General features: G+C 66.2%; 10 protein-coding genes and 1 pseudogene. 4 read left to right on the top strand and 7 right to left on the bottom strand.

The genetic code is table 11. The features are described from left to right. Nucleotides 1-28: 28 nt before the first annotated feature. Entirely contained in the window at nucleotides 29-1,618 is a 1,590-nt protein-coding gene (locus ACFDR6_RS35140; RefSeq protein WP_375861153.1) for a gamma-glutamyltransferase family protein, read from the bottom strand. A 103-nt stretch (nucleotides 1,619-1,721) separates the two neighbouring features. Here ACFDR6_RS35140 and ACFDR6_RS35135 point away from each other — a divergent pair. Beyond that, nucleotides 1,722-2,494, top strand: a pseudogene (locus ACFDR6_RS35135) (enoyl-CoA hydratase-related protein). 190 nt (nucleotides 2,495-2,684) lie between these two features. Here ACFDR6_RS35135 and ACFDR6_RS35130 read toward each other — a convergent pair. Next, on the bottom strand, nucleotides 2,685-2,861 hold the full coding sequence (locus ACFDR6_RS35130) for a hypothetical protein (protein WP_212092780.1): 177 nt from the start codon (nucleotides 2,859-2,861) through the stop codon (nucleotides 2,685-2,687). A gap of 9 nt (nucleotides 2,862-2,870) precedes the next feature. After that, a complete protein-coding gene (locus ACFDR6_RS35125; protein WP_063196867.1) occupies nucleotides 2,871-3,104 on the bottom strand; it encodes a DUF6894 family protein in 234 nt (77 codons plus the stop codon). Nucleotides 3,105-3,273: 169 nt separating this feature from the next. On the opposite strand from ACFDR6_RS35125, the gene ACFDR6_RS35120 reads away from it, so the two are divergent. The 3 genes from ACFDR6_RS35120 (at nucleotide 3,274) to ACFDR6_RS35110 (ending at nucleotide 7,454) form a co-directional block, all read left to right on the top strand. Continuing rightward, nucleotides 3,274-5,403 carry a PQQ-dependent sugar dehydrogenase gene (locus tag ACFDR6_RS35120; RefSeq protein ID WP_375861152.1) on the top strand — a complete coding sequence of 710 codons (2,130 nt, stop codon included), beginning with the start codon at nucleotides 3,274-3,276 and terminating at the stop codon, nucleotides 5,401-5,403. Then, complete coding sequence (locus ACFDR6_RS35115; RefSeq protein WP_375861151.1) at nucleotides 5,360-6,301, top strand: SMP-30/gluconolactonase/LRE family protein; 942 nt, start codon at nucleotides 5,360-5,362, stop codon at nucleotides 6,299-6,301. Before ACFDR6_RS35120 ends, ACFDR6_RS35115 begins: the two co-directional genes overlap by 44 nt. Before the next feature lie 127 nt (nucleotides 6,302-6,428). Beyond that, on the top strand, nucleotides 6,429-7,454 hold the full coding sequence (locus ACFDR6_RS35110) for a histone deacetylase family protein (protein WP_375861150.1): 1,026 nt from the start codon (nucleotides 6,429-6,431) through the stop codon (nucleotides 7,452-7,454). Nucleotides 7,455-7,505: 51 nt separating this feature from the next. Here the strand turns inward: ACFDR6_RS35110 and ACFDR6_RS35105 are convergent, their stop codons facing one another. The 4 genes from ACFDR6_RS35105 to ACFDR6_RS35090 form a co-directional block, all read right to left on the bottom strand. Further along, entirely contained in the window at nucleotides 7,506-8,486 is a 981-nt protein-coding gene (locus tag ACFDR6_RS35105) for an LLM class flavin-dependent oxidoreductase (protein WP_375861149.1), read from the bottom strand. Continuing rightward, nucleotides 8,483-9,214: a 4'-phosphopantetheinyl transferase family protein gene (locus ACFDR6_RS35100; protein ID WP_212092775.1), complete on the bottom strand. Its 732-nt coding sequence runs from the start codon at nucleotides 9,212-9,214 to the stop codon at nucleotides 8,483-8,485. The genes ACFDR6_RS35105 and ACFDR6_RS35100 overlap by 4 nt, the downstream gene beginning before the upstream one ends. A gap of 233 nt (nucleotides 9,215-9,447) precedes the next feature. Next, a complete protein-coding gene (locus tag ACFDR6_RS35095) occupies nucleotides 9,448-9,618 on the bottom strand; it encodes a hypothetical protein (protein WP_375861148.1) in 171 nt (56 codons plus the stop codon). 131 nt (nucleotides 9,619-9,749) lie between these two features. After that, the gene (locus ACFDR6_RS35090) at nucleotides 9,750-16,160 is read right to left on the bottom strand and encodes a non-ribosomal peptide synthetase (RefSeq protein ID WP_375861147.1); all 6,411 of its coding nucleotides are present in this window, start codon (nucleotides 16,158-16,160) and stop codon (nucleotides 9,750-9,752) included. Nucleotides 16,161-16,256 lie beyond the last annotated feature (96 nt).

Below are 16,256 nucleotides of genomic sequence, written 5' to 3'. Positions count from 1 at the left end.
GCGCGCTGGCAACAACTCGGATGCGGACTCAGCCTTCTGCGACCGCGTCAGCCCAAGGCTGAAAGATCTCGACCGCGCCAAAATTCGTATCGCCCTCGCGCATCACCACGCTCGGGCAGGCGAATTTCTGCGGCAAGGCCTGCACGCGGGTCTCTTCATAGTCGAAGCGCGCGGCGAGTGCCTTGCGCACGTCCTCCGGCAGTCGAGCATCGCCGATCACGACCGCACCCTCGCTGGCGTCGATACGCGGCTGGTGAATGGCCGCGTCGAGATCCATGCCGAAATCCATCACGAAGGAGACGAGCTGCATCACGGAGGGCAGGATGCGGCGTCCGCCGGATGCGCCGACGGCGAGACGCTTGCCATCCTTCGTCTCGACGATGACAGGCGTGTAGTTGCAAAGGCAGCGCTTGCCGGGCGCGAGCGAGTTGGTCGTGCCGGGCGTCGGGTCGAACCACATGATGCCGTTGTTCATGGCGACGCCGGTATGCGGCGTCACATATCTCGAGCCAAAGGACGAGAGCAGCGTCTGCGTCACCGCGGCAATGTTGCCGTGCCGGTCGACCACGGAGAAATGCGTGGTGCAGGCGGGCGCCAGATATTCGGCACCGAGCGAGCGCTTGCCGTCGGCATCGCCCATGTCCTTGAGCCGCTCGCGGAAGGCGGCCTGCAGAGCAAGAGCGTATTCGACATAGGCGGCCGCGTCCGGCGCGCTTGCCGGATTCAGGCTCTGCTGCAACAGCCGCAGCGCGTGCGCCATGGTGGGCCCGGCCGTGAGCTCGGGCGTCGCATATACCTTGCCGTCGCGATACGGGATCGCCAGCGGCTCGCGCACATGCGCGCGGAAGGCGGCGAGGTCCTCGACCGACAGCGACCCGCCATCGGCCTTGATGTCGGAGGCGATGCTCCTGGCGAGGTCACCCTGGTAGAAATCGCGCGGCCCGGCCTCGGCAAGATGCGACAGCGTCGCTTTCAGCGTGTCCTGCGGCAGGCGCGTCTCGGCCTTGATGCCCCATGGCGCGGTCGGCGGCAGCCCGTCTTTCAGGAATGCCGCCGCGCTGGCGGGGTAGCGCCTGAGATCGGCGGCCGAGCCCGAGATCGTCACCGTGGTCCACCAATCGACCAGCAGGCCTTCACCGGCGAGCCTGGCTGCCGGCGCGACCAGATCCTTCCACGGCATCCTGGCGTAGCGGCGATGTGCCTCCTCCATCCCGGCGACGACGCCGGGCACGGCAATCGAGCCGGGGCCATGGATGTTGCGATCATCCTTCACCCGCGGCCAGGGGAAGAGATCGGAAGCAGCGCCTTCGCCGCTGAGCGGATAGTCGGCCAAGCGGAGGCTTTGCGGCGCGCACATGCCATAGTCGATCACCTCGGTGCGATTTTCCTTGGCGCGGTAGAGCACCATCGCACCGCCGCCGCCGATACCGCTGTTCCAGGGCTCCAGCACGTTCAGCGCCATGGTCGTTGCCACGATCGCGTCCACGCAGTCGCCGCCTGCGGCGAGCACCTGCGCCCCGACTTCGGCCGCCCGCCGCGATTGCGAGGCGACGATGCCGCCTTTGGACGTGACTGCGGGTTTGCGGACGATTTGGTTGAGGCTGAACTGATGAGGCATGATGTCGTCTTGTGTGCTGCGTTGACGTCGGGGCTCTGCATGGGCGGAGCGCGCGGACAATGGCACATTGCGGCCAACGAGAACATCGAAAGGGAGACGCGACATGGCAGGTGTGAAACAGGCGCGGGATGGCGCGGTCGGAATCCTGACGCTCGACGAACCGGCCAGCCTGAACGCGATGACGCCGGACCTGCTCGGCGCACTCGCCGCGGCCATCGGCGAGATGACGCAGGACGAAGGCATCCGCGCCCTGATCCTCACCGGCGCCGGGCGCGGTTTTTGCTCGGGACAGATTTGAAAGCATCGGAGGCGCTCGGCGAAGACATCGCGGCCGGCGTCATGCGCTTCTACTGGCCGGCCTTCAGGGCGCTGCGCGAATGCCGGGTGCCCGTCGTCGTCGCCGTCAATGGCGTCGCTGCCGGCGGCGGCTTCAGTCTTGCGATGGCCGGCGACATGATCGTCGCGGCCCGGTCGGCGAGCTTCATCCAGGTGTTCAGCCGCATCGCTCTGGTGCCGGATCTCGGCTCGACCTGGCTGCTGCCGCGGTTGATCGGCCGGCAGCGCGCGCTCGAGCTGATGCTGCTGAACGAGCCGCTCACGGCCGAACGTGCCGAGGAGATCGGCCTGGTGCGGCAGGTGGTCGACGATGCCATGCTGATGGAGGAGGCGCTCGCCCTGGCGCGCCGCCTCGCCGACGGCCCAACGCGCGCTTTGGTGGCAACGCGCCTGCTCGTCGATGAGAGCGAGCATGCGACCTACGAAGCGCAGTTCCGCCGCGAGATCGAACTGCAGGCCGTGGTTCGCAAGACCGCCGATGCGATCGAAGGCCGCAATGCCTTCGTCGAGAAGCGCAAGGCCAGGTTTACCGGGCGGTGAGGGGCGGCACACTCGCCCCACTCATCTCGCCCGGGCTTGTCCCGCCTGCGTAGCCGAAGCCAGTTCGGCGAGGCGAAGGCCCGGGCATCCACGTCTTTGAATCGCGCCAAAAACGTGAATGGCCGGGACAAGCCCGGCCATGACGAAGGAGAGACTGAGATTAACGAGGAAGCAGCGCAGCCGCAGTCCGTCAGAGCGCGCGGTTCACTCGGCTGGCCTGGTACTTGGCGCGCCATTTCGGGCCAGGTCCGCGCATGTAGTGAAGCTCGGGGCGGTACGGATTGCCTGCGACCTTCATCAAGGTCTGCCATCTGGCGGCGACGAAGTTCAGAGGCTGGCGGAGCAGGCTCAGGGAAGCGATCAGCATGGCATCACCTCAATGGGGCTTGCCGAGCATGGCGGTGAAGGGCAGATCGAAAATCTCTTCGCCATCATCGTCGCTGACATGGATCACCCAGTCGCGCCAGTCTTCGCTGCTCGGCGTCAGGATCATCGATCGCATGATCTGAGAGGCACGGTCGCGCGCCTCAGTGAGATTGGACACGGCGGCGCCGTAGCGGTCGATCAGGGTGCCCTCGGTGTTGGAGCAGTGGAAATAGACCTGGACCATATCCGCCTCCTGGGGGAGCAACTGGGGTGGCAAACCGATACCACCCGAGGCCTTCGCGAAACATTCGGGTCGAACCCGGTAAGGGAATTTACGGATATTGGTCGGTCCCAAGGTCGTTAGAGGTTTAATCACAGGCGGGTGATCTTGAGCTGGACGGCGTTTTCCCGTCATGGAACACCATTCGCGGGAAGTTTTGGGGGCCGCCGTGAGCCATTTCACATCCAAGCGCGAATGCCGAAGGCTGCGCGCATGTGCGGAGGCCTTGGCGTGTGCCTCGGCGTGGGCTTTCGCCGCCCTGCTTGGGCACATCTCGGTGGCGTCATCGGAGCCGCTCCGGAGCGGCTATGCGATCGGCGCGGACACCTGCGGCAACGGTGATCTCGCATTTCCCAGGATCAAGATCGACATGAAGGCTGGCTTTTGCGCCGGCCTCGTCGCCAGCGAAGCGGATCACCTCAAGTTTCCACGCGCGATCGTCCAGGTGCCGGGCCGCGACCTGTTCGTGGTGGCCGATATGGGGGGCTGGGGCCGCACCGACGGACGGCTGCTGCTGCTCGATCCGCGTGCGCCACAGGGCGGGCGGCTCAAGGAACTTCTCGCGGGAATCGAATATCCGTTCGGCCTCGCGGTCGGTCCGGACGGGAGGCTCTATGCCTCGACCGCCGAGACGATCTTCCGGTTCGATCCGCTCGCCGACAATCCGCGCGGCACCGTCGAGACCATCATCCGTCACATGCCCGGGCGCCGGATCGCGCTGCCCGACGGCACCCGGATCGAGGAGAGTGCGCATCCGCTCAAGCAGTTCGTCTTCGACAGGACCGGGCGGCTATTCGTCAATGTCGGCTCGCACAGCGACGACTGCATCACGCCGGCGCCGATCACGAGGCCTTGCGCGGCGGCCGAGGGCGCGTCCGCCTTGGCATCGATCTGGCTGTTCGTGCCGCCTGCGGGCGGCGTCTTCCCGGCGCTGAAACCAGGCGATGCCGATCCGCCGCACACCGTCCATGCGCGCGGCTTGCGCAACTCGATGGCCCTGGCCCTGCATCCCGGTTTTCCCGACGCCGGCTATGCCTTCCTGCAGGGCGAAAACAGCCGCGACTTGCCGGATATCTTCAAGCCGAACGAGGAGATCAACGCAATCGAGCAGGGCAGGCATTATGGCTGGCCCTATTGCTACGATGTGTCGACGCCGAGCCCCGAGTTCAGAAACGTGCTGCAAAGCGGGGTCTACAAGTCGCTCTGCACGGCCAGCGCGCTCTACAAGCCGCCGCTCTCGCTACTGCCGCCGCACGGGGCGCCGCTCGCGATGCTCTATTATCGCGGCACGAAATTCCCGGAGCTGGAGGGCAAGCTGCTGGTCGGCCTGCACGGCTATCGTCCGACCGGCAGCCGTCTGCTGGTCTACGACGTCGACGACCACGGCTTTCCGAGGCCCGTCACCGCGCCGGTGCGCTATCACGTCAGTTGCGCGGCGGAGCCGACGCGCAACTTTCAGACGGCTGCCGGCGAGGTGGCTGCCGCGCCGTTCGATGAGTTGATCGCGGGCTGGCACCGCGTCAACGGCGCGCGGCCGCAAGGCGCGCCGGTCGGCATGACGGTCGCGGAGGACGGCGCCATCTGGCTGGTCGAGGACAAGAACCAGACCGTGATCCGCATCGATCGTGCAGCGGGTGATCCGCCACCGCCGCTGCCCTGCGACATGCGCAGCCAGGCGATGATCGACCAGCTCGCGACCTTCGTCGCCAGGGATGCGCAGAACAGCAGCCGGCTGACCACGCTGCGCAAAGTCCTCGTCGAGAAGCATTGCGTCGGCTGCCACTCCGATTTCGGTTTGAAGCCGGGCCAGTCGGACGCAGAAAAGGACGGGGCCGTGCTCCGCTTCATGCTCAGCCAGGACGGCTGGATCTATCCGGGCGATCCCGATGCCGGCAGGCTGCGCACGCGCCTGCGCGGCATGGGCGCGGAGAAGCTGATGCCGCCGGGCGGGGAGAGCCTGCCGAAGACCGAGCCCGGCTACACGCGCCTGCTCGACACGATGGACTTGCTCGTTGCGAAGATGGTTCCGGGCACGCGGATGCGGATCAGGCCCGGCCCGCCGCAGCGCAAGTTCTTTGGCAAGACCAACAGGGAATGCGGCGAAATACCGGCCGCAAAGGTCGTGGTCGTGACACAAAGGAGCGCTGTAGACAAACCCGGCTTCAGCCGATTCTTCCGGCCGGCCGATCCCTATCTGAATGGCGAGTGCACCGACGGCGATGGCTATTACATTCGGCAGGAATTTCTGGTGCCTGTGCAGTAGCGTCCTCTTCCTCGTTGCGGCGGGATCCGCGCAAGCGGAGACGAGATTGTTCGAAAGCGTGCAGGTGACGCCCGCCGGCGAATACACCTTCGGCATCGAGGGACCCGCAGCCGACCTCGAGGGCAATCTGTTCGTGGTCAATCTCGGCAAGGCCGGCACCATCGGCAGGCTGCCTGCGGGCGGTGCGGCGTCGGAGCCCTTCACGCAGCTTCCCGAGGGCAGTGTCGGCAACGCCATCCGCTTCGATGCGAGCGGCACCATGTTCATCGCCGACTACAAGAAGCACAACATCTTCGCGATTCCAAAGGGGGCCACCCAGCCGGGCATCTGGTTTCACTCCGACGAGATGAACCAGCCCAACGACATCACGATCGCCCGCGACGGCACGATCTATGCGAGCGACCCGAACTGGAAGGGCAGGGAAGGCCACATCTGGCGGATCGCGAAAGCGGCCGACGGCACCGTGCAGGGACAAGTGATGTTGGCGCCGCGCGCGATGGGTACCACCAACGGCATCGATCTCAGCCCGGACGGCAAGACGCTCTATGTCGGGGAATCCAGCAGCGGCCAGATCTGGTCCTATGCGATCAACGGCAACGAGCTGACGGCTGCGAAGCTGGTCAAGGCGTTTCAGCCCGACACCGTCGATGGCTTGCGCACCGACATTGCCGGTCGTCTCTATGTCGCGCGTATTCTCAAAGGGACGGTTGCGCTGGTGAAGCCCAATGGCGCGGTCGAGCGGGAGATCGCGCTCAAAGCCAAGGAGCCGACCAACCTCGCCTTCGGCGGCAGCGACGGCAAGACCGTCTTCGTCACCCAGCGTCAAGGCGGCTTCATCGAGTCCTTCCGCACCGATCAGCAGGGCCGCGAGCACTGTCTCCAGCGCGGGCGCTGCTAGAGGACGATCTGCTTCCGGCGCAGAGCCGCGCGGGCTGATGCGGCATTCTTCTTGCTTGCATCTTGCCGCCGTGGGGATCAAGACATCTACGGCGCCCCTTAAGAGCATGCGAGCACGGAGTGTTTGAGTGAAGGCCGTCCATACCGAACTGCACCGCAGCCACGATCCGCAATTCTTCCTGGTCCGCGGCGTCGTCAAGCGCACCACCGAGCAACCCGAGCGTGCCGACCGCCTGCTCAAGGGATTGAAGGACGGCAAGCACCAACTGGTTGAGCCGACCAAATTCGGGCAGGGGCCGCGCGCGCGCATTCACAGTCCGGAATATCTGTCGTTCCTGAGCGAAGCCTGGGACGCCTGGACCGCGCTCGGCGATTCCGGCCCGGAGATGATCGGCAACATCCATCCGGTGCGGCATGCCGGGACCTATCCGACCCACATCGTCGGCAAGCTCGGCTGGCACACCGCCGACACCGCGGCGCCGATCGGTCCGGGCACTTGGGCCGCGGCCTGTGCCGCGACGGACGTTGCGGTCACCGCCGCGCAGATGGTGATGGATGGCGAGGACGCGACCTATGCGCTCTGCCGTCCGCCCGGTCACCACGCCTATCGCGACATGGCCGGCGGCTTCTGCTTCCTCAACAACAGCGCGATTGCCGCAGCGCATCTGCGGCAGAAGCACGAGCGCGTCGTGATCCTCGACGTCGACGTCCATCACGGCAACGGCACGCAAGGCATCTTCTACGCCCGGCCCGACGTCTACACGATCTCGATTCATGCCGATCCGATCGCTTATTATCCATACGTGTGGGGCTATGCCCATGAACGCGGCGAAGGACCCGGCCTTGGCACCAATCTCAACATCCCGCTGGCCATCGGCACCGGCGACGACGGCTACATGCAGTCGCTGGACGTTGCGCGCAAGGCAATCGAGTCCTTTGCTCCCGGGGCCCTCGTCATCGCGCTCGGCCTAGACGCCTCCGAGCACGATCCGCTCAAGGGATTGGCCGTCACCACGCCGGGCTTCCGCCGTATCGGCCAGGCCATCGCGAGGATGGGCCTGCCGACCGTGTTCGTGCAGGAGGGCGGCTACCTCTCGGATATTCTGGGCGCGAACCTGACCTCGGTGCTGGCGGGATTCGAAGAGGCGCGGTGAGGGGTCTTCACCTCTCCCCGCGTTGCCCGGCCATGACGGCGAGTGTGATAGCTAGAACATCCCGCTCGCCGCGAGCGCCTTGCAGACGTGCTGCATCTCGGATTCGTCGGCGACCATGTCGAGCATGATCGTGGTCAGGCCTTTTGCCGCAAACGCCTTCAGCCTCGCGCCGATCTCCTCGTAGCTGCCGACGAGATAGGGGCAATCGGCCTGGAAGGTCAGGAATGGCAGCAGCCAGTAGCCATTATCCCGGAGCTCGCCGCTCTGGCCGTCATAGAGGTGCCGCTTCCACACGGAATCAGTGTTCTCCATGGTCAGCACGAGCAGCTCGCGATCGTCGGGGTTGTCGCGGAAACGCAGCTTGGCGGCCTGCCGCGCCTCCTCGCGTCCCTCGCGGGCGAAGATGCCGAAATTCATGCCGGGCGAGTGGAGCTCGCGATCGAGCTCGGGCGGCAGCATCTGCATCTTGATGCAGCCCGCTTGCTCCGCCGCCCGCTGGGCTGCCTCGGATTGGCCTGCGATCAGGAATTCCGGCATCAGCTCTGGCGGCAGGCGCGGTCGCAGTTGCAGGTGGTGCGCGCGGTAGAAGCGCCCCTCGAAACTGACCGGCCGCGGACTTGCCAGCAACTGGCGCATCAGCTCCACGAATTCGCCGAGCCTGATATAGCGGTCCGCATGCGACTGGTCGTCGCCGAGGCCGTGCAAGTCGCTGACCGCCGTCCCCGTGATCATGTTGAGATAGACCTTGCGGCCGTGGAGCTGCGCAAGGGACGAGACGAATTTCGCCGCCGTGAACGGGTGCATGTAGACCGGATTGACGGCGATCAGCGGCGAAGATCGCACCGTCCCTGCCATGATGTGCTGGGCCATCGCCCAGGGCTCGACGAACACGTCGTTGCCTTCGAACAGCAGAACGCCCTCGAAACCGTTGCGGTCGGCGAACTGCGCGACCCGCATCAGCTCGCCGACATATGTCCCGGGGTCGCGGTTGCGCGAAATCGCCGGAAAGACGCGCAGCCGCGGCGACGTCATTCAGCCGCTTCCTGGAGCGGCCAGGCATTGCGGCTGATGGGAAGGCCGCCGTTCGCGCGGGAGCCGTCGGCGATCGCGAGGCGATGAGAGGGCGACGGCGAGCACAGCGAAAAGCGCCAGCCGTCGGGATCGTCGGCGATATCGGGCTTGAAGCTGATCTCGATGCCCTCGCGCGACACCTGCATCGCGAAGGCGTCGAGCGGCAAATTGAGCCCAAAGCCCCTGGCCTTCAGATAGGCCTCCTTGAGCGTCCAATAGTCGAAGAAGCGCTCGATCGCGGCCGGCTCCGGCAGTCCGCGCAGCGTTTCGACCTCCTCCGGCGCAAAGAAGCGAAGCGCAGTGGACAGCGGCGCCACCCGCCGCGACACGGTTTCGACGTCGACGCCGACGGTCTCATGCCTCGACACGACGCAGGCGACGCAGCCGTCGGCGTGAGACAGGCTGAAATGCAGCGCGGTCGAGGTCGCGGGCGCTGCGACAAACGGCCGCCCGTAGCGCCCGGCTCCAAAGGACCAGTCGGAGGGAGCGACGTTGGAGGCGACCTGCGACAGCGCCAGGCGCAGCATGGCGTGCGCGAAAATATACTGCCGTCGATGCCGCTCGAACATGAAGCGATCGGCCCGCGCCCGTTCGTCCACCGAAAGCAGCCGTCGGCACGTATCGACCGCGCCCGGCACGTCAATGGACTCGATCAGTCCGACAAAGAGTTCAATTCTGTCGTCCGCCATCAATTGGGGCCTATTGCGTCAGGCCGAGGGAAAATCCCCGGCCCCGACGGAAGAAACAACTGAGCAAGAATCATCCAAGCAGACCGCTTCTAGCGGTCCACCCGGGCGATTTCTTGTCGATTTGCAGGCCGGTTTACAGGCGCAAGCTTGTGCGAGACCCCGGCTCGATACACGAGCGGCCCATGTCCGAAAGTGAAGCCTGAAGAGTCGTACGGCGTCCCGGCCGACGAATCTTACTTCTTCTTCTTCTTGGCTTTCTTCGCGCCGCTCAGCACCGACAGGCTGGCATCGACGTCCTTCAGGGCGGACTGCAGCTTCTTCTTCTCGGCACTCAGCAGCTTCAGGAGGGCCTTGCGGTCCTTGTCGCTCAACGCGGTACCTTTGGTAAATTTGATGAAACCCATAACACTCCCCCGGTTGAAAATAATCGTCCAAATGGAAACGCAGGAATAATCTTGCGCGGTGGCGTCAAATAATCAAGATGCAACTTGGTCATGCACAGCTTTGACGAGTGAGCCGTCATGGCGCGCGGTCCTCATGCCGCCTTGCGAGCGAGCAATCGGCCGAGCGGCAAGTTGGGTTGGGCGACGGCAGTCGCCAGGAGCACGACGAGATCCTTCATCCACGCGCCGACCAAATGGCCGTCCAGCAATTCGCGCTTGTAATTGCACGAGCCGGTGATTCCGGTCGGGCGCTCCTTGAGCATAAGCGACAGCCAGGTCTGGTCGATCGGCAGCACCGGCTGGCCTTCGCGCGCGATGTCGCCGATCGATTGGGTCGCGAGATCCGGCAAATCGAGCGGCTGACGCAGTGGATTTTGCAGCGTGAAATAGACCTGGAGCAGCGAGGCCGGATCGATCCCTTCCCGCTCCAGATGGTCGGCGAGGAGGTTGAACGGCAGCTCTTGCCGCGCATGGGCGTCGAGCACACTCTGGCACACCCGTGTCAACGCTTGCGCGAACGACAGCTCGGGCGTGATTGTGGTGCGGATGATCACCGTGTTCTCGAACGGGCCGACGATCCGGTCGGTGTCCGGCTGGGCGCGATTGGCCATGGCGGTGGCGACCGCGATGTCGGTGCGGCCCGTCCGGGCGAGCAGCAGGGTCTTCAGGCCGGTGAGCAGGCCCATGAAGAGCGTGCCGTTGTGCTGGCTGGCGAACGTCTTGAGCCGCCCGATCAACTCGGGCTCGAGGCTGACCGGATGGTGCCCGCTGGACGCGCCTGGGGTTGATTTGCCGTCGAAGACGGGGGCCGCACCGCGCAAATTCTCCGTCCAGTCGGCAGCCTGGCGGCGGGCAGCGTCGGTGCCGCACCACCAGCGCTGCCAGCGAGAGACGTCCGAAAAGGCCGGAGGCGGCTTTGGTAGCGGCGCCGACGGATGTCCGGACAGCGCCGCATAGCGGCTCGACACCTCCTCGAACAACACACCGATCGACCAGCCGTCGACAATGGCGTGATGCAGCGTCAGCAACAGGACATGATCGGCGTCGTGGATCCGCAACAGCCTGACACGCAGCAGGGGCGCGCGCGTGGGGTCGATTGGGTCATAGGTCTCGTGCTGGATCAGGAGATCGACCTTCCTCTGCTCCAGGGTTCTGCGCCGCTTGTTATTGTGGGGTTGGCCATCGCCGATCGTCTCGATGGTCAGGACACGGCCGAGGGTGCCGGGTGCGGCGACGTGACGGACAGGCTCCTCGCCGTTCCAGCCGAACGCGGTCCGCAGCGATTCGTGGCGATTGACCACATCGTCGATCGCCTGCGCCAGGGCGGTCGCATCGAGCGGACCCTGGAGACGGAAGGCGAAGGGCAGGTTGAACAGCGGCAACCCCGGGAGGCTCTGCTCGATCCGCAGCATCTGGTCCTGCGCAATCGAGAGCGTCGGCCCGCCGCCGTCGGTCGGCCTCGCATCAGCCATGCCCGACATGCTTGCGTCAGGCTTGCGCGGCAACTCCGTCATGGCCTGGTCGACCCGCCGGGCAAGTCCTTCGATCGTCGGTGCTTCGAAGATGGTCTTGATCGGTAGCGACACCCCGAGCGCCCGCGCGACACGCGCCATCGTCTGGCCCGCCAGCAGCGAATGGCCGCCGAGGTCGAAGAAATTGTCGGTGACGCCGACGCTGTCCACCCTGAGCAGGTCGATCCAGATGTCGGAGAGCACCTTTTCGGTGAAGCGCCGCGCCGGCACGGTCGCATCCGGTTCGGACGATTCCTGCTGCGCCGGCGCCAGCAGCGCGGACCGGTCGATCTTGCCGTGGGCGCTCAGCGGAACGTGATCCAGGAACAGGAATGCGGACGGGATGGCGTGGCCCGGCAGCCGGCTCTTGAGGAAATCGCGCAGCTCGCTGGCGCTGCTCCGGCTGTCGGGGCTTGCGACGATATGGGCGATCAGCCGGATGTCGCCGCTCGCCTCGCGGCGCGGCTCGACGATGCCGGCCCGCACGCTGGGATGATCGGCGAGCGCGTTCTCGATCTCCTTGAGCTCGATGCGGTAGCCGCGGACCTTGACCTGATGGTCGGCGCGGCCGAGGCATTCGATCGTGCCGTCGGCGCGGCGGCGCGCGAGGTCGCCGGTGCGGTAAAGCCGGCTGCCTGCCTGGCGCGAGAACGGATCGGGCAGGAATCGCTGCCGGCTCTGCGCGGGATCGTTGATATAGCCGCGGCCGACACCCGCGCCGCCGATGCAGAGTTCGCCGGTCACGCCGACCGGCTGCGGCTGGAGATTCGCATCGAGCACGTAGAGCTGCGTGTTCGGCAGCGGTGCACCGACCGGGACGATGCCGGTCGTGATCGCCGGCGCCCTGGTCAGGCGATGCAGGGAGACGTCGTCGGAACACTCCGAAGCGCCGTAGGCGTTGATCAGCGGTACTTTCGGGCACTCGGCGAACCAGGCCCGGCAGAGGTCGACGGGCAACGGCTCGCCGGTCGAAATCAGCAGCCGCAATCCGGCGAAGGCGCGCCGGACCTGTCCCTCGTTCATCCGATCGACCACGACGCGCAAGAGCGATGGGACGATCTCGAGCACGGTGATGCCTTCGCGCTCGATCTCCCGCGCCAGCAGGATCGGGTCCTGCACGATCGTATTGTCGCAGACATGCACGCGCGCGCCGACCATCGGCCCCGCCAGGAACTGCCAGACCGATATGACAAAGCTCTGCGGCGCGGTCTGCGCGATCACGTCCCTGGAGCAGAGGCCGAGCTCGGAGACGAGCGAGGCCAGATGGTTCGACAGGCCGCGCTGCTCGATCATGACGCCCTTCGGCGCGCCGGAGGAGCCCGATGTATAGATGAGATAAGCAAGGCTGGAGGCCGCGCGCCGCGCGGCGCGGGCCGGCTTGGCCGCTGCCGATGCGATCGTGTCTTCGAGCTCGGCCACCGGAATGCGCTCGACCAGCGGAGCGAGCAGCGTCTCGACCATGGCGGACCGGGCCCGTCCGGTCAGCAGCATGCGGGCGCAGCTCGATCCCAGAATGGTCGCGAGCCGCGCTGGCGGCTGATCGGGGTCGAGATTGAGGAAGGCCGCGCCCGCGCGCTGCACGCCGATCATCGCGGCGAGCAGGTCGGGCCCGCGATCCGCAAGCAAGGCCACCACGCTCTCAGCGCCGACGCCTTCGCGCGCCAGCCAGCGCGCGATCGCCTGGCTGCGGCGGGCCAGTTCGCGATAGCTCAGGGATGCGCGCCCGTCCGACACCGCAATCGCGTTCGGCGTCTTCCTGGCCTGACGGTCGAAGCGCTCGCTCAAATTGCCGCTTGTGGTGAAATTGGCCGGCACGCCGCGGCCTGCCGCCAGCAATTGCCGGCGTTCGGTCTCGTTGAGGAGCGGCAGGCGCGAGATGCGCTGCTCCGGATTGGCGATGGCGGCCTTCAGCACGGACTTGAACTGGGCCGCCATGGCCTCGATCGTCGCGGCGTCGAACAGATCGGTGGCGTATTCGAAGAAGCCGGTGAAGCGGCCGTCGGCCTCGACCAGCTCGAGCGTGATGTCGAAGCGTGCCACCTCGGGATCGACTTCCAGCCGCAGCGTCGACAGGCCCGGGAAGCGTGCAGCCTCGATCGAGGCGTTCTGGAGGATGAACATGATCCGGAACAGCGGATTGCCATCGCTCCGCCGCGCGACCTGCAGCGCGCGCAGCACCTCCTCGATCGCAAGGTCCTGGTTGCGGTAGGCATCGAGGGTGACTTGCCGGACCCGCCGCAGCAATTCGCTGAAGCTCGGATCGCCGCCAAAATCGTTGCGCAGGATCAGGGTGTTGGCGAACAGCCCGATCAGGCGCTCGCTCTCGATCTGGTTGCGGTTGGCAATCAGCGATCCCGTTGCGACATCCTCATGCCCGGTGTGGCGGAATAGCAGGCACTGGAAGGCGGCGAGCAGCGTCATGAAAGGCGTGACGCCCTGGTTCTGGCTGAACGCGCGCAGCTCGGCCGACTGCGTCCTGGAGAATTCGAGATAGTGGCGGGCGCCGTGACCGCTCCAGACCTCAGGCCTTGGCCGGTCGGTCCGCAGCGGCAGCGTGGTGACGCCGTCGAGCTGGGTCCGCCAATAGTCGAGCTGGTCCTTTGCGGCCGGCGTCTGCGCCCAGCTCTGTTGCCAGAGCGCAAAGTCGCGATACTGGAAAGCCGGCGAAGGCTCTGCCGCCACGCTCCTCCTGTGTGCGGCGGCGTAATGGGCGGCAAGCTCCTCCCAGAACAGGCGTTGCGACCAGCCGTCGGTAACGAGGTGATGCACGTTGACCACCAGCGCGTGGCTCGTCTTGTCGAATGACAGCAGCGTGACTTTCAGCAGCGGCTCGCGCGCCAGGTCGAAAGGGTATTGCGCGAGCTTGAGCGCCTCGCGCCTGATCGTTGCGGCCCGTTTGTCGGCAGCACAGGGCTTGAGCTTGACGCGCTCGAACCGCGGCGCCGATTGCAGCACGAGCTGCGACGGCTCGCCCTGGCGTTCGACGATGACCGAGCGCAGCGCCTCGTGGCGCGCACAGATCGCGGCAAGACTGGCCTGAAGCGCGGCGACGTCGATCAGGCCTCTGAACACTGCGACCTCGACCACATTGTAATTGTAGCGCGTCGGATCGAGCCGCGAGAGCACGTACATGCGCTGCTGCTGGAACGAGAGCGGCGCTTCTGCGACCGTCGCTCGCCGCCAGGCCGGCAGTGCCGTCTCGCGACGGCTCGCCGCCGTCCCGAGCCGGGCCGCAAGCGTGGCGACGGTGGCGCAATCGAAAATGTCCTCGAACGAGAAGTCGACATTGAAGCGTTCGCGCAGGCGCGAGCGCATCTGCGTCACCGCGAGCGAATCCGCACCGAGCGCGAAGACGTCCTGGTCGACGCCGACCCGCGGCAGCTCCAGGAGACCGGCCCAGATCGCGGCAAGCTGGGTCTCCAGCGGGTTGCGTGGCAACCGCGCATCGTCCGTGTGTTCCGCCTTGGCGATCAGCCCCGCGAGCGCGTTACGCTTGACCTTGCCGCTGCCGCCCTTCGGCAGGGCTGCCACGCTGCGGATCAGGCTAGGCACCTTGTAGGCTGCGAGCCGCCTTCGCACGAACTGGCGCAACTGGTCCGAGGTCGCCTCGGCATCCGGTCGCAGCACCACGACGGCGGCAACGTTCTCGCCGAGCTTGTCGTGCGGGACGGCGAACACGCCGGCCTCCAGCACCGCCGGATGGCTGAGCAGGGCCTCTTCCACTTCGAGAGGCGAGATCTTCTGCCCGCCGCGGTTGATGACGTCCTTGATGCGCCCGACGATGAAAAGATAGCCGTCGCCATCGAGATAGCCGAGGTCGCCAGTCCGGAACCAGCCGTCGCGGAACGCGGCCTGCGTTGCCGCTTCGTCATTATAGTAGCCGCGGGTCATGTTCGGTCCGCGCAGCACGATCTCGCCATGCGCGCCGCTCGCAAGCCTGCGGCCGGTCTCGTCCATGATCGCGATCTCGGGGCCGGCGGCGCGACCGACCGATCCGACCTTGCGCAGCTCGAACGGATTGGCCGCGATCTGCGAGGCCGCTTCGGTCATGCCGTAGGTTTCGAGCACGGGAACGCCGAACGTCGCCTCCAGCCCCTGGAGGATCGTGGGCGCGAGCGAGGCCGAGGCCGAACGGATCACGCGCAGCGACGACGATCGGGCGCTGTCCGGGTCGGATTCCGCCGCCGTCAGCAGCGCGCGATGAATGGTCGGCACGGCGGTGTACCAGGTCGGCTGCAGCTCCCGCATCCAGCCGAAGAAGGAAAGGGCGTCGAAGCCGTCGGTGCAGATCACGCTGGAGCCCGCAGCCAGCGCCGTCAGCAGGCCGGAGATCAAACCATGGGCGTGAAACAGCGGCAGGACGTTGAGCAGACGATCGTGGGACGTGAGCGACAGCACGCGGCCGGCATTGGCGGCGGACAGGCACACATTGCCATGTGTCAGCGGTACCATCTTCGGCCGCGCCGCCGTGCCGGACGTCAACAGGATGAACGCATCGTCGTCGCCGCGCGAGGCGCCGCCGGTCGCCGCTGGCCGGACTGTCGGCCCAACGAATGAGCAGCCGGCGAGATTGTCCTGCGGCCCCGGCACGAAATCGATGATCGCGATGTCGAGCGCCTTGGCGGCCTCGCGGCTCGCAGGGCTCATGTCGGTCTGCGTCACGAGCGCCGACAACTTCAGTTCACTGAAATAGCGCTGCAATTCGTCAGCCGTCAGATCGGGGTTGACGGGGACGCAGGCGCAGCTCGATGCGACCGCGATCAGCGCCAGCGCGCTGTCGGCGCCGCGCGGCAGCGCGACCGCGATGCGGTCGGCAGGGGTCATGCCGAGCCGGCGCAGCGCATGGACGAGATCCTGCGTCATCGCGCCAAGCGCGCCGTAGTTGAGGGCCGGGCGGCCCGGGGCGAGTAGGGCGGGCGCCGTCGGCGTCTTGCGGGCGTAGAAATCGAGAAGGCCACCGATATCGGCGAACATCTTCGTTTCGGCCGCCATGCCGCCTGATTCCTCAAGGGCCGGGAGTGTGACGTCCGACAATTCCGTTCCCTTTTGATGCGATTGAGCTATTCTTCCAAGAAGTTGGGGAACGCG

Origin of the sequence: Bradyrhizobium tunisiense (genome assembly GCF_042263385.1) — a bacterium.
Lineage (GTDB): Bacteria > Pseudomonadota > Alphaproteobacteria > Rhizobiales > Xanthobacteraceae > Bradyrhizobium > Bradyrhizobium tunisiense.
This window is presented reverse-complemented; position numbering and strand designations above follow the sequence as displayed.

Coding starts and splice junctions, on each gene's coding strand:
- ACFDR6_RS35140 (WP_375861153.1), bottom strand. CDS start 1,618: ATGCCTCATCAGTTCAGCCTCAACCAAATCGTCCGCAAACCCGCAGTC.
- ACFDR6_RS35130 (WP_212092780.1), bottom strand. CDS start 2,861: ATGCTGATCGCTTCCCTGAGCCTGCTCCGCCAGCCTCTGAACTTCGTC.
- ACFDR6_RS35125 (WP_063196867.1), bottom strand. CDS start 3,104: ATGGTCCAGGTCTATTTCCACTGCTCCAACACCGAGGGCACCCTGATC.
- ACFDR6_RS35120 (WP_375861152.1), top strand. CDS start 3,274: ATGGAACACCATTCGCGGGAAGTTTTGGGGGCCGCCGTGAGCCATTTC.
- ACFDR6_RS35115 (WP_375861151.1), top strand. CDS start 5,360: ATGGCTATTACATTCGGCAGGAATTTCTGGTGCCTGTGCAGTAGCGTC.
- ACFDR6_RS35105 (WP_375861149.1), bottom strand. CDS start 8,486: ATGACGTCGCCGCGGCTGCGCGTCTTTCCGGCGATTTCGCGCAACCGC.
- ACFDR6_RS35100 (WP_212092775.1), bottom strand. CDS start 9,214: ATGGCGGACGACAGAATTGAACTCTTTGTCGGACTGATCGAGTCCATT.
- ACFDR6_RS35095 (WP_375861148.1), bottom strand. CDS start 9,618: ATGGGTTTCATCAAATTTACCAAAGGTACCGCGTTGAGCGACAAGGAC.
- ACFDR6_RS35090 (WP_375861147.1), bottom strand. CDS start 16,160: ATGGCGGCCGAAACGAAGATGTTCGCCGATATCGGTGGCCTTCTCGAT.